General features: G+C 72.8%; 13 protein-coding genes and 1 tRNA gene. 10 read left to right on the top strand and 4 right to left on the bottom strand.

The annotated features are described in order from the left end of the window. Positions 1 to 25: 25 nt before the first annotated feature. The 4 genes from gcvT to OG344_RS17910 all read left to right on the top strand — a co-directional run bounded on the left by gcvT (position 26) and on the right by OG344_RS17910 (position 4442). Positions 26 to 1117, top strand: coding sequence for a glycine cleavage system aminomethyltransferase GcvT (gcvT, locus tag OG344_RS17925; protein ID WP_405084088.1), 1092 nt, complete (start codon positions 26 to 28; stop codon positions 1115 to 1117). Further along, the gene (gcvH, locus tag OG344_RS17920) at positions 1114 to 1503 is read left to right on the top strand and encodes a glycine cleavage system protein GcvH (RefSeq protein ID WP_327044438.1); all 390 of its coding nucleotides are present in this window, start codon (positions 1114 to 1116) and stop codon (positions 1501 to 1503) included. The genes gcvT and gcvH overlap by 4 nt, the downstream gene beginning before the upstream one ends. A 34-nt stretch (positions 1504 to 1537) precedes the next feature. After that, complete coding sequence (locus OG344_RS17915; protein ID WP_405084087.1) at positions 1538 to 2911, top strand: L-serine ammonia-lyase; 1374 nt, start codon at positions 1538 to 1540, stop codon at positions 2909 to 2911. Positions 2912 to 2984: 73 nt separating this feature from the next. Beyond that, positions 2985 to 4442 carry a hypothetical protein gene (locus OG344_RS17910; protein ID WP_405084086.1) on the top strand — a complete coding sequence of 486 codons (1458 nt, stop codon included), beginning with the start codon at positions 2985 to 2987 and terminating at the stop codon, positions 4440 to 4442. On the opposite strand, the gene OG344_RS17905 is transcribed toward OG344_RS17910, so the two are convergent. Both OG344_RS17905 and OG344_RS17900 read right to left on the bottom strand, forming a co-directional pair. Further along, a complete protein-coding gene (locus OG344_RS17905; RefSeq protein ID WP_405084085.1) occupies positions 4371 to 4844 on the bottom strand; it encodes a hypothetical protein in 474 nt (157 codons plus the stop codon). The two genes, OG344_RS17910 and OG344_RS17905, sit on opposite strands and share 72 nt — an antisense overlap. Position 4845: 1 nt before the next feature. Next, a complete protein-coding gene (locus OG344_RS17900; protein ID WP_405084084.1) occupies positions 4846 to 5679 on the bottom strand; it encodes a DUF6286 domain-containing protein in 834 nt (277 codons plus the stop codon). A gap of 191 nt (positions 5680 to 5870) precedes the next feature. On the opposite strand from OG344_RS17900, the gene OG344_RS17895 reads away from it, so the two are divergent. Beyond that, positions 5871 to 7046, top strand: a complete 1176-nt coding sequence (locus OG344_RS17895; protein ID WP_405084083.1) for an amino acid deaminase/aldolase — start codon at positions 5871 to 5873, stop codon at positions 7044 to 7046. A 37-nt stretch (positions 7047 to 7083) separates the two neighbouring features. Here the strand turns inward: OG344_RS17895 and OG344_RS17890 are convergent, their stop codons facing one another. Continuing rightward, on the bottom strand, positions 7084 to 7419 hold the full coding sequence (locus OG344_RS17890) for a DUF3618 domain-containing protein (protein ID WP_327044432.1): 336 nt from the start codon (positions 7417 to 7419) through the stop codon (positions 7084 to 7086). 134 nt (positions 7420 to 7553) lie between these two features. Here OG344_RS17890 and bcp point away from each other — a divergent pair, with 134 nt between their 5' ends. Then, entirely contained in the window at positions 7554 to 8021 is a 468-nt protein-coding gene (gene bcp / locus OG344_RS17885; RefSeq protein ID WP_405084082.1) for a thioredoxin-dependent thiol peroxidase, read from the top strand. 528 nt (positions 8022 to 8549) lie between these two features. Then, positions 8550 to 8623: transfer RNA gene (locus tag OG344_RS17880), tRNA-Leu, on the top strand. A 131-nt stretch (positions 8624 to 8754) separates the two neighbouring features. On the opposite strand, the gene OG344_RS17875 is transcribed toward OG344_RS17880, so the two are convergent. After that, positions 8755 to 8988 (bottom strand): hypothetical protein, encoded by a 234-nt coding sequence (locus tag OG344_RS17875; RefSeq protein WP_405084081.1) that lies wholly within the window; start codon positions 8986 to 8988, stop codon positions 8755 to 8757. A 735-nt stretch (positions 8989 to 9723) separates the two neighbouring features. On the opposite strand from OG344_RS17875, the gene OG344_RS17870 reads away from it, so the two are divergent. The 3 genes from OG344_RS17870 to OG344_RS17860 all read left to right on the top strand — a co-directional run bounded on the left by OG344_RS17870 (position 9724) and on the right by OG344_RS17860 (position 12509). After that, positions 9724 to 10908, top strand: a complete 1185-nt coding sequence (locus OG344_RS17870; protein ID WP_405084080.1) for a sensor histidine kinase — start codon at positions 9724 to 9726, stop codon at positions 10906 to 10908. Between the two features lie 78 nt (positions 10909 to 10986). Beyond that, positions 10987 to 11652: a response regulator transcription factor gene (locus tag OG344_RS17865; protein WP_327049529.1), complete on the top strand. Its 666-nt coding sequence runs from the start codon at positions 10987 to 10989 to the stop codon at positions 11650 to 11652. Positions 11653 to 11765: 113 nt separating this feature from the next. Next, positions 11766 to 12509, top strand: a complete 744-nt coding sequence (locus OG344_RS17860; protein WP_327044428.1) for an ABC transporter ATP-binding protein — start codon at positions 11766 to 11768, stop codon at positions 12507 to 12509.

The raw sequence follows: 12509 nt of genomic DNA, 5'->3' as shown, positions 1-12509 counted from the left end.
AGCATCCGTCCTTTCCGAGGTCCTCATGTCCCGATCCACCCCGCTTCGCGGGGTTCACGAACGCCTTGGCGCGACCCTGACCGACTTCGCCGGATGGCAGATGCCGTTGCGGTACGGCAGCGAGTCGGCCGAGCACAACGCGGTGCGCACGGCCGCGGGGCTGTTCGACCTGTCCCACATGGGGGAGATCTTCGTCACCGGCCCGCAGGCGGGCGAGGCGCTCGACCACGCGCTGGTGGGCCACCTGAGCATCCTCGGCCCCGGCCGCGCCCGTTACACGATGATCGTGAACGAGGACGGCGGCATCCTCGACGACCTCATCGTCTACCGCCTCGACGAGGACCGGTACATGGTCGTCGCCAATGCCTCCAACTACGCCGTCGCGGCGCGCGAGCTGGCCGCCCGGTCCGAGGGGTACGACGCGCGGGTGACGGACCGGTCCGACGAGTACGCGCTGGTGGCCGTGCAGGGGCCGCGCGCCGCCGAGATCCTGCGCGGGCTGACCGACGCGGATGTCGACGGCCTGAAGTACTACGCCATCCTCCCCGGTGTCGTCGCCGGGGCGCCCGCCATGATCGCGCGGACGGGCTACACCGGCGAGGACGGCTTCGAGCTGTTCGTCCTCAACGAGCACGCCGTACCCCTGTGGGACGCGCTCGCCGAGGCGGGCCGCGACCTCGGGCTCGTCCCCGCGGGGCTGTCGGCCCGCGACACGCTGCGCCTTGAGGCCGGCATGCCGCTCTACGGCAACGAGCTGACCTCCTCGGCCACCCCGTTCGACGCCGGTCTCGGCCGGATCGTCCGCTTCGACAAGCCGGGCGACTTCGTGGGCCGGTCCGCCCTGGAGCGGGCCGCGCGGAACGGCGCCACGCGGCGGCTGGTCGGGCTGGTCGCCCGCGGCCGCCGGGTGCCCCGCCACGGCTATCCCGTCACCCGGGAGGGCGCCGTCGTCGGCGAGGTGACCAGCGGCGCGCCGTCGCAGTCCCTCGGCAAGCCGATCGCCATGGCGTACGTCACCGAGGACGCCCTCCGCGAGGGCGGCCTGACGGTCGGCATCCGGGGCAGCCATGAACCGGTCGACGTCGTCGATCTGCCTTTCTACAGGAGGAGCAAGTGAGCACCATTCCCGAGGACCTGAGCTACACCAAGGAGCACGAGTGGGTGGCCGGGATCGATGACGGCCTCACCGTGACGGTGGGCATCACGGCGTACGCCGCCGGACAGCTCGGCGACGTGGTCTACGTGCAGGTGCCGGAGGCGGGCACGACGGTGGCGGCCGGTGACGCGGTCGGCGAGGTCGAGTCGACCAAGTCGGTGAGCGACATCTTCGCCCCGGTCGCCGGCGAGATCGTCGAGACCAACGCCGCCGTCGTGGACGACCCCTCCCTGGTCAACACCGATCCCTACGGCGACGGCTGGCTGTTCCGCGTGCGCCTGGAGGGGGAGCCGGAGGACCTGCTGTCCGCCGCCGAGTACGGCACGCTCACCTCCGGCGAGTCCTGACGGCCCCGGCCGGGCACGGGAAAGGCGACGATCAATGGCGATCAGCGTCTTCGACCTGTTCAAGGTGGGGATCGGGCCGTCCAGCTCGCACACGGGCGGCCCGATGGCCGCGGCGCACAGGTTCGCCCGCGGGCTGCACGAGGACGGGCTGCTGGAGAAGGTCACCCGGGTCGAGGCCGTCCTGTACGGCTCGCTCGGGCTGACCGGCAAGGGCCACGGCAGCGACAAGGCGGTCCTGCTCGGCCTGTCCGGCGACAAGCCCGAACTGGTCGACGTCGACACCGCCGACGAACGGCTGGCCGCGATGCGGGCGAGCGGCACGGTGACGCTGCACGGCCTCCGGGAGATCCCGTTCGTCGTCGGCGAGCACCTCGTCTTCGAGCGCAAGGTGTCGCTCCCCCACCACCCGAACGGCATGCGGTTCACGGCGTACGCCGGCGACGCCGTGCTGCGCGAGAAGGTGTACTACTCGGTCGGCGGCGGCTTCGTGGTGGACGAGAACGCCACCGGCGCCGACCGGATCAAGCCCGACGACACGGCGCTGCCGTACCCCTTCACGACCGGGCGGGAACTGCTCGCGCACTGCGCGGAGACCGGCCTGTCGATCTCCGGGCTCATGATGGAGAACGAGCAGGCCTTCGGCCGTACGCCGGAGGAGATCCGGGCCCGCCTGCTGCACCTGTGGGAGGTCATGGCCGAGTGCGTGCGGCGCGGGACCTCCCGCGAGGGCGTCCTGCCCGGCGGGCTCAAGGTGCGGCGCCGGGCGCACCAGCTCCACCGCAAGCTGCGGGGCGAGGCCGAGGGGGCCGACCCGCTGCGGGCGATGGACTGGATCACGCTGTTCGCGCTGGCCGTGAACGAGGAGAACGCGGCGGGCGGCCGGGTCGTCACCGCCCCCACCAACGGCGCCGCCGGGATCATCCCGGCCGTCCTCTCCTACTACCTGCGGTTCCTGCCGGGCGCCGGCGAGGACGGCGTCGTCCGGTTCCTGCTCACCGCGGGCGCGATCGGCGTGCTGTTCAAGGAGAACGCCTCCATCTCCGGCGCGGAGGTCGGCTGTCAGGGCGAGGTCGGCTCCGCCTGCTCGATGGCCGCTGCGGGCCTCACCGAGGCCCTCGGCGGCACCCCCGAGCAGGTGGAGAACGCGGCGGAGATCGGCATCGAGCACAACCTCGGTCTGACCTGCGACCCGATCGGCGGCCTGGTCCAGATCCCGTGCATCGAGCGCAACGCCGTCGCCTCGATCAAGGCGGTCACCGCCGCGCGCATCGCGCTGCGCGGGGACGGCCGGCACTTCGTGCCGCTCGACAAGGCCATCAAGACGATGCGCGACACGGGCAGGGACATGCTCGACAAATACAAGGAGACCTCGCGCGGCGGCCTCGCCGTCAACGTCATCGAATGCTGACCGCGCTCGCCTCATGCGTGCGGAGGACGCCCAATAGGGTGGTGCCCTCGCCGACGAGGAGGAGGGCCGTCACGTGAGGTGGCGCGAGGCGCTGCGCCCGCATCGGGCGTTCCTGGTCCTGCTGGCGGCGGGCGCCGCCCTGCGCGCGCTCGCCGTGCTCGGCTACCGGCCCGCGCTGTGGTTCTGGGCCGACTCGTTCGCCTATCTCAGCTCCGCCCTCGACCTGCGGCCCCTGCCCTCCCGGCCGTCCGGTTACTCGCTGTTCCTGTGGGCGCTGAGCCCCCTGCACAGCGTCACCGCGGTCGTGGTCGTCCAGCACCTGCTCGGCCTCGGCATGGCGGTCTGCGTCTACGCCCTGCTGCGCCGCCGTACGCGGCTGCCGGGCTGGGGCGCGGCCCTCGCCGCCGCGCCGGTGCTGCTCGACGTCCACCAGATCCAGCTCGAACACCTGGTCATGGCGGACCTGCTGTTCACCGCCCTGGTCGTGGCCGCCGTGACGATCCTGCTGTGGCGGCCCCGGCCGGGCGGGTGGTCCGTCGTCGCGGCGCTGCTGCTGCTCGGGCTGGCGGCGGTCACCCGGACCCTCGGGCTGCCGCTGATCGCGCTCGCGCTGCTCCCCGTGCTGTTCGCCCGGCGCTGGCGGCCCGCGCTCGCCGGGCTCGCCGCCGCCTCGGCCGTCCTCGGCGGGTACGCCGTCTGGTTCCACGACGCCCACGGGTCGTACGGGATGGGCGGCAGCAGCACCTGGCTGTGGTCGCGCACCATGACCTTCGCCGACTGCGCGGTGATGAGGCCGCCGCGGGACCTCGCGGTGCTGTGCCCGTCGGGGCCCCGGCTCGCCGCGCCCGCCTACATCTGGGACCCCCGCTCCCCCATCCAGCGGGTGAAGCAGGACCGGGAGCGGCTGGCGGGCGAGTTCGCCTCGCTGGCGATCCGCCGCCAGCCGCTCGACTTCCTGACTACCGGCCTGCACGACGCCCTGTGGGCGTTCGAATGGGACCGCAGGCCCTACCCCTCCTCCGGGCCGCAGAGCGCGTACGTCTTCCCCGCCTCGGTGAAGCCGTTCACCTCCAAGATCGCCTCCGGCGGCCGTACGGCGGCCGAGCTCACCACCGCCTACCAGGGCGCATCCGGGGACACCCGGGTGGCCGAGCCGTACGCGGGATGGCTGCGCGCCTACCAGGAGCAGGGCTTCCTGCGGGGACCGCTGCTCGCGGTCGTGCTGCTGGCCGGGCTCGCCGGGCTGCTCGCGCGGCGGTGGGCCGCGCTGCTGCCGTGGACCGCCGCGATGGTCCTGCTCCTGCTGCCGCCGCTGATCGCCGCCTTCGACCACCGTTATGTGGTGCCCGTCGTGCCGCTCGCCTGCCTGGCCGCCGGGCTGGCCCTCGGCGCCCCCGCGGCGGCGGCCGATGTCAGAGCCAGAGCCAGAGCCGGCGCCGCGGCCGGAGGCCGCAGGCGGTCAGCGTCTGCGAACGTGCAGGCGGACGACGGCGGGCGCGTCGTCCCGGCCGATCGTGCGGCGAATGCGTGAGACCGCCGACTCGTCCAGGCGCCTGATCACCTGCCGCAGATCGGCCGGCCGCTGCAGGGACACCGACACCCGCAGCCTGCCGTCCCCGGCCACTCTGACCGACAGGCGGCCGATCTCCTCGATGCCCTTGAGCGCCACGCCGAGCATCGCGATGCCCGCGCCGGTGCGACGGCCGAGCCGTCCCCAGCCGAGGGCCAGGACGAGCCAGCGGGTCGCGACCAGGGCGACCAGCATCGCCGTCCCGGCCAGCAGGGGAAGCGCCCACGGCCGGCCGCCGAGCGCGTCCAGGCCGGCCGGCGCCGGCCCGGGCCGCCGTGCGACGGCCAGCAGGCCGAGCCCGCCCGCGACCAGCACCAGGCCCACGAGGAGGAGCCCGACGCGGTTCCCCAGACGCGGCCGCATGTCAGTTTCCCCTCCCCCGGAGCCGTACGACCACCTCGTGGCGGGCCTGGACGCCGAGGCCGGCGAGCCGGTCGCCCACGGCCGCGCCGACCTCGCGCAGCACCGCCCCGGTCCGCGCCGTACCGGTGACCACGGTGACCTCGATCCGGCCGCGGAGGATGTGCACGTTGGCACGCCGGACGTCCTCGACCTCCCGCGCCGAGGAGATGAGCGTGCGGCGCAGCCCGACACGGGTCAGGCCCATCGCGAGCAGCGGGTCCGCACACCGCAGGGGCACGAGACGGGGACGGCCGGGCACGACGGCGAGGGCCACCAGGCCCGCGCCGCAGACGATCATGCCCACCGCGGCGAGCGGGACGGCGGGGTCGGCCAGGGTGAGGTCCAGCAGGCGGGGCGGCAGCCGCCAGGGCAGGGACACGCCGAGCATGACGGCGACGGCCTGGACGGTGAGCCCCCAGCCGAGCAGGGCGAGCACGGCGGCGACGACGATCGCGGCGGGGGTGCGCCCCGGCCACAGGAGTCGTGCGGCGCCACGACGGCCGGCCGTGCCCTCCTCGGGAACGCTCGTGCCGCCTCTTCCGGCGCCCTCGTCGCTCCGGGCCCAGCCGGCGGTCCCGGAACGGACGACGGTTCCGCCTCCCGTGGCGCGTACCGCGTCCTCCGCGTAATCGGCGTACTCGGCGTGCCCCGCGCGCACGTCCCCGCCGGAATCCCCGGGGCCGCCGGAATCCCCGGGGCCGCCGGGGCCGCCGGAGCCATCGGGGCCGCCGGCGCTGCCGGTGCTCCTGGCGCTCGTGGCCGACGAACCCGTCAGGATCTCCTGCAGGATGCTCATCAGCCGTTCACCCCTCCCGCGCACCGCGCAGGGCCCGCTCGGTAGTCACGCCCTCATGGGTATATCGGCGCCGCGCCGGGCCGGGCGGGACACCCGCCCGCTTGCGCGATCATGGCGGCTTCCCGGCCGAGATTTTGCCCGGACCCGATTAACATGAATCAAGCTCATGTATTCGGCGTTAAGCTGCCCCCATGGACGACCGGCAGCGCCTCGACCGGGCGACGGCCCACCTGGAGCCCCCCTTCGCGGTCCTCGACATGGACGCCCTGCGGTCGAACGCGGCCGGCATGGTGAGCCGGGCCCGAGGCAAGCCGATCCGCGTCGCGAGCAAGTCGATCCGCTGCCGGGCCGTGCTGGAGCGGGTCCTGGCCATGGACGGCTTCTCGGGAGTCATGGCGTTCACGCTGCCCGAGGCGTTGTGGCTGGTCTCCACCGGCCTGCGGGACGTGCTCGTGGCGTACCCGACGGCCGACCGGACGGCCCTGCGCGCCCTGGGGTCGGACGAGGCCGCGGCCCGGGAGATCACGGTGACGGTCGACTCCCCCGAGCACCTCGACCTGATCGAGAGTCTTCGCACGCCTCACCCGATCCGCGTCTGCCTCGACGTCGACGCGGGCTTCGTGGCCTTCGGCGGCAGGTTCCGCGCGGGCGCGCTGCGGTCGCCGGTCCGGGAGCCCGGGCAGGCCGCCGCCGTCGCCGCCGACGTCGCCGGGCGCCCCGGGCTGCGCCTGGCCGGGCTCATGGCGTACGAGGCGCAGATCGCCGGGGTGGGCGACGACGTCCCCGGGCCGTACGGCGGGGCGGTGCGCTGGATGCAGCGGCGGTCACGCCGCGAACTGGCCGTACGGCGCGGCCGGATCGTGCGGGCCGTACGGCAGGTCGCGGACCTGGAGTTCGTCAACGGCGGCGGCACGGGAAGCATCGAGAAGACCATCGCCGAGCGGGCGATCACCGAGGTCGCGGCGGGCTCGGGATTCTTCCACCCCCGGTTGTTCGACTTCTATCGCGGCTTCACCGGCCGGCCCGCGGCGCTGTTCGCCCTGCCGGTGGTGCGCCGGCCCTCGCCGGGAGTCGTGACCGTGCTCGGCGGGGGCTATCCCGCCTCCGGCGCGGCCGGGCCCACCCGGCTGCCCCAGCCGTACCTGCCGGAGGGGCTCCGCTACCACCCGGACGAGGGAGCGGGCGAGGTGCAGACCCCCCTGCTCGGGGAGGCCGCGGCCGGGCTGCGCCTCGGCGACCGCGTCTGGTTCCGTCACGCCAAGGCCGGGGAGCTGTGCGAGCGGTTCCCCGTGCTGCACCTCGTCGAGGGAGACCGGGTGGCCGAGGAGGTGCCGACGTACCGGGGCGAGGGCATGGCGTTCCTCTGACGCCCTGCCCCCTGTCTTCGGGTACGGCGCGGGCCGGTCAGCGGGACCGGCGGCGCAGCAGCACGATCGTCGCGCCGACGGCCACCACGATCCCCACGCCGATGAGCACCGGGGCGAGGTTCCGCGCCGGATACTCGCCGGGCTCGGCCTCGGCTCCCTCCGGGCCGTACGTGGTGATCCCGCGCGGCGGGCCCAGCACCAGGTCCTCCACGGACGCGACGAAGTCCATCGCGTTCGCCTTGGCCTTCGCCACACCGCGCCCGGCGACGCGCTTCGGGCTCACCCGGTCCGCGATGGCGTCGACCGTGCGAGCGAGCTCCGCCCGCGTGCGCTCGATCCTCTTTTCCAGCGCATCGGGATCGGTGTCCGCCATGCGATCCCCCTCCTGTGGTATTCGTGTGTGATCAGTCTGCCAGGTCCGGCAGTCGCCCCGTACAGCGGCCGAGCCGGTAGTTTGGTTGTCGCTTGCCCGCCGATCGCCGCGGGTCACCTTTTCCGGAGGACGTGATGAGCAAGCTCCAGCCCGGCGACGCCGCGCCGGACTTCACCCTTAACGACGCCGACGACCAGGAGGTCTCGCTGGAGTCCTTCCGCGGCCGCCGGGTCATCCTTTACTTCTACCCGGCGGCGATGACCCCGGGATGCACCAAGCAGGCCTGCGACTTCCGCGACACCCTCGGCCCGCTGACCGAGCAGGGTTTCGTGGTGCTCGGCGTGTCCAAGGACAAGCCGGCCAAGCTGCGGCAGTTCCGCGAGCGCGACGCGCTCACGTTCCCGCTGCTGTCGGACACCGGTCTCGAGGTGCACAAGGCCTACGGCGCGTACGGCGAGAAGACGAACTACGGCAGGACCGTGATGGGCGTCATCCGGTCCACGTTCGTCATCGACGCCGACGGAAAGGTCGAGAAGGCCCTCTACAACGTGAAAGCCACCGGCCACGTCGCCCGCCTCGCGAAAGAGCTGGGAATTTCCTGATCCACCCCTTTCGCGAAGGTCACAGAATTGTCGGCGGCGGCCGATACATTCCGGGTCATGCGGAAGTACACGTACACCCCCGAACTGCTGACCGAAGCGGCGGCCAACGCCGCGAGCATCGCCGACGTGCTGCGTTATCTCGGCATTCCGTGGTCGGGGGGCACCCACGCTCACATCAGCCGCCGCCTCAAGCACTTCGGGATCGACACCTCCCACTTCCGGCGGCACTCACCCAACAAGGGCAAGCCGTCACCGCGCAGGTACCTGCCGACGGAGATCCTGGTCATGCGGCCCGAGGGCTCGCCTCGGCAGAAGCCCACCAAGCTCCGGCGGGCGCTCCAGGAAGTGGGAGTCCCCTACCGCTGCGCAGACTGTAAGATAGACGGAAGTTGGCAGGGCCGGCCGTTGACGTTGCACATCGACCACGTCAACGGAAACTGGCTGGACAACAGAAAAGAGAATCTGCGATTTCTCTGCCCGAACCGCCATTCTCAGACCGAGAATTTCGCGAGAAAGGGAAGAGGAAAAGGGGTCGTAGCCCAGCCGGCAGAGGCGACGGCTTTAGGTGCCGTAAAGTGCGGGTTCGAATCCCGCCGACCCCACAAGAATTCAGATACAAATCAAAGCGCCTTTGATTTCGCAGCAGAGAGCAATTCTCCAGGCGAAAGAAAAACGGCGCCCGCGAAAATGGCTGTGATCCCAGGGGTCTCGGCGGCTCCGGGCGAACGGCGTCTCAGCCGCCCGGCCGGCAGATGATGCCGTTCTCGGTGCGCCGGCACCACTGGGGCAGCCGGCCGTCCTCCCCGCCCGGGAGGCTCCGACCACGAGGAAGCAGGCCGTCCTGGTCTCCGCCCGCCACCCGGCTCGCCCCGGCGTGCGTCTGGTCCCAGATCAGACCGGTGGCGGCCACGACACCGCCGCCGAGGAGCGCTCCGACGAGCGCCGAAACGACGCCAACGGTGATCAACCGCCCGGTCTGGCCCTGCGGCAGGCGGCCCGCCAGGCGTCCGCGCAGGCCTCCCGGCGGCCGGAAGGACGGGCCTTGAGGGGCGCCTGCGGAGTGCGGCGCCGCTTCCCGCCAGCCGGGAGCGCTCCACCCGGCCCCTCCGGGGCCGAACGCGGACCCCCCGCCCAGCGGAGGGATCGAGGTGGTGCCCGGAGGAAGGATCGCGGGCCTGCCCGGGGGAAGGGCGCGGCGCGCGTTCGCGGGACCGGCCGGACGTGGTCCTGGAGCCCCCGGCGATGTGCCCGCGGGACCGACGAAGGAGGGCGGCCCGGGAGGACCCGCGGGACCGACGAAAGAAGGTGGTCCGGGAGGGTTCGCGGGACCGGGCGGAGACGTTACCGCCGGTGGAACGGTGCCCGCCGGTGGAACGGTGCCCGCCGGTGGAACGGTGCCCGGCTGCGTGATGGCACTCCCCTGCGGCACGATGCTCACCTCCGTGACAGCGCTCCCCTGCGGCATGGCGCCCGGATCTGGGCGCGGGCCGCGCGACTCGTCCTCAGCGCCGCGCGGCACCGCGTCCTGACCCGCCATTCAGATCTCCCTTTACCCGCTTCCAGGAAGCGTTCCCGGGAACCAGGATGCGCTGCGGTCCGTAAGAATGGCGTAAGCGCCGCCACCGGCTGCGACCTGAGTCGTACGGCGGTATCCGCCGCAAGAGTGAGACCTTTCTGAACAGCCGATACGTATCGTGGGTACGTGTTCGGCAGCATGCGCGCCTGGACCCGGCGCCACAGCAGGATCGTGGACACGCTGGCGATCTCCCCGCTGGCGCTGTTGTGCGTGTCGACGGTCGAGGTCTTCAGTCGCACCAGCGGGATGATGAACGCGCGGCACATCGGCGTGCCCGTGTTGCTGCTGCTGTCCGCCGCGCTCGTCGTTCCGTTGTTGTGGCGGCGCAACCACCCGCGTGAGGTCTTCGCGGTGGTGTCGGCGGTCAGCTTCGCGCAGTGGCTGCTGAACATCGCCGTCCTGCCCGCGAACCTGGCGGTGCTCGTCGCGATGTACGGCGTCGCCGCCCGCTGCACGCGGCGGTGGTCGCTGGCCGCCGGCGTGGTCGCCGAGGGAGGGCTGCTGCTCGCCATGCTGAGCTGGTCTCCCGATCCCCTGCGGGCCTGGCCGTCGGCGTCGGTCTTCGTCGTCGCCGTGTGGATCGGCGGCATGTACGCCAACACCCGCCGCCGGTACGTGGAGAGCCTGGTGGAACGCGCCGAGCGGGCCGAGCGGGAACGCGACCAGCAGGCGCGCATCGCGGCCGCCGCCGAGCGCGCCCGCATCGCCCGCGAACTGCACGACGTGGTGGCGCACAACGTCAGCGTGATGGTCGTCCAGGCCGACGGCGCGGCGTACGCGATCGACAGCGACCCGGAGCAGGCGCGGCGCGCCATGCAGGCGATCTCGGCGACCGGACGGCAGGCGCTGGCGGAGATGCGCAGGCTGGTGGGCGTGCTGCGGCAGGACGCGGGCAGCCCGGCCGAGGAGTACGCGCCGCAGCCCGGCGTCGCGCAACTGGACGAGCTGGTCAGGCAGGTCAGGGACTCGGGGCTGCCGACCGAGTTCACGGTGTCCGGCACGCTCCGCACGCTGCCGGAGGGCGAGCAGCTCGCCGTCTACCGGATCGTGCAGGAGTCGCTGACCAACGCGATCAAGCACGGCGGGCCGGGCACCCGGGCGCGGGTGGAGATGACGTACGGCCCGGGGCTGATCGAGCTGCGGGTCAGCGACGACGGCAGGGGCGCGGCGGCGCCGCGGGTGATCGGCGGCCATGGCCTGATCGGGATGCGGGAGAGGGCGGCGATGTACGGCGGGAGCGTCGAGGCGGCGCCCCGCTCGGGCGGGGGCTTCCAGGTGGTCGCCCGCATCCCCGCCGGGATGGCCGCCTGAGAAGGTGCGGAGCCCGGCCGCCGGCGGGCTCGCGTACGGTGTCGGAAGCGCGACGGTGACGAGCGGAGCGAAGTGGCAGTGATACGCGTCATGCTGGTCGACGACCAGGAGCTGGTGCGGACGGGGTTCCGGATGGTCCTCGGGGCGCAGCCGGACATCGAGGTCGTGGGTGAGGCGGCGGACGGGCAGGCCGCCGTCGAGGCGCTGCGTACGGTCGAGGCCGACGTCGTCCTGATGGACGTCCGGATGCCCCGGATGGACGGCGTGGAGGCGGCCCGCGTGATCTGTGCCGCGCCCGGCGGCCCCAGGGTGCTGATCCTGACGACGTTCGATCTGGACGAGTACGCGTTCGCGGCGATCAAGGCGGGCGCGGCGGGGTTCCTGCTCAAGGACGTGCCCCCGGCCGAGCTGATCAGCGCGATCCGGTCGGTCCATTCGGGGGACGCGGTGGTCGCGCCGAGCACGACCCGCCGCCTGCTCGACCGGTTCGCCGTGCTCCTGCCGGAGGGGGACCGGCGGCGGCAGGACACCGGCGCGCTGACGGCGCGGGAGCGGGAGGTGCTCTTCCACGTGGCCCGCGGCCTGTCGAACACCGAGATCGCGACGCGGCTGCATCTGGCGGAGGCGACCGTGAAGACCCATCTCGGCCGGGTGCTGGCCAAGCTCGGGCTGCGTGACCGGGCTCAGGCGGTCGTGTACGCGTACGAGACCGGGGTGGTCTCCCCCGATCATCCGAGGGGCTGAGCCGGGAGTACCCCGAAAGTCGCACCCGCGCGTCGCCACCCGTCCCGGGGCCGCAGACCAAGAACGTCCGCGAGGCCGAGGAAACGCCCTGATCACGCCCATAGCGTGGGCTTATGAGCACGACAACCCAGACCCGCACCGCCGTGGTCGCGCGGGGCCTGACCAAGGTGTACGGCACGGGCGACGCCGCGGTGCACGCCCTGCGCGGCGTCGACGTCGACTTCGCCGCCGAGGCCTTCACCGCGATCATGGGGCCGTCCGGCTCCGGCAAGTCGACGCTGATGCACTGCCTGGCCGGGCTCGACACCGTGACGGACGGTCAGGTCGCCATCGGCGACGCCGAGCTCACCCGGCTGGGCGACAAGCAGCTCACGCTGCTGCGGCGCGAGCGCGTCGGTTTCATCTTCCAGGCGTTCAACCTGTTGCCGACGCTGACGGCCGAGCAGAACATCCGGCTCCCGCTGGAGATCGCGGGCCGCCAGGCCGACCAGGCGCTGTTCGACCGGGTGATCGAGACGGTCGGTCTGCGGGACCGGCTCGGGCACCGGCCGAGCGAGCTGTCGGGCGGCCAGCAGCAGCGCGTCGCCGTGGCGCGGGCGCTGATCAGCAAGCCTCAGGTGATCTTCGCCGACGAGCCGACCGGCAACCTCGACTCGCGCAGCGGCGCGGAGGTGCTGGCGTTCCTGCGCAGGTCGGTACGCGAGCTGGGGCAGACGATCGTGATGGTGACCCACGACCCGGTGGCGGCGTCGTACGCCGACCGGGTCATCTTCCTGCGGGACGGGCTGCTGGTGAGCGAGCTGGAGCGGCCGACGCCGCAGACCGTGCTCGACGCGCTGATGGCGCTGGAGGCCTGA

The sequence above is a fragment of the Microbispora sp. NBC_01389 genome, assembly GCF_045040095.1.
Classification (GTDB): Bacteria; Actinomycetota; Actinomycetes; order Streptosporangiales; family Streptosporangiaceae; genus Microbispora.
Note: the sequence above shows the minus strand (reverse complement) of the source record. Positions and strands in the feature narration are given on the sequence as shown.

Coding starts and splice junctions, on each gene's coding strand:
- OG344_RS17900 (WP_405084084.1), bottom strand. CDS start 5,679: ATGAGCATCCTGCAGGAGATCCTGACGGGTTCGTCGGCCACGAGCGCC.
- OG344_RS17890 (WP_327044432.1), bottom strand. CDS start 7,419: ATGGCGGACACCGATCCCGATGCGCTGGAAAAGAGGATCGAGCGCACG.
- OG344_RS17895 (WP_405084083.1), top strand. CDS start 5,871: ATGGACGACCGGCAGCGCCTCGACCGGGCGACGGCCCACCTGGAGCCC.
- gcvT (WP_405084088.1), top strand. CDS start 26: ATGTCCCGATCCACCCCGCTTCGCGGGGTTCACGAACGCCTTGGCGCG.
- OG344_RS17905 (WP_405084085.1), bottom strand. CDS start 4,844: ATGCGGCCGCGTCTGGGGAACCGCGTCGGGCTCCTCCTCGTGGGCCTG.
- bcp (WP_405084082.1), top strand. CDS start 7,554: ATGAGCAAGCTCCAGCCCGGCGACGCCGCGCCGGACTTCACCCTTAAC.
- OG344_RS17860 (WP_327044428.1), top strand. CDS start 11,766: ATGAGCACGACAACCCAGACCCGCACCGCCGTGGTCGCGCGGGGCCTG.
- OG344_RS17915 (WP_405084087.1), top strand. CDS start 1,538: ATGGCGATCAGCGTCTTCGACCTGTTCAAGGTGGGGATCGGGCCGTCC.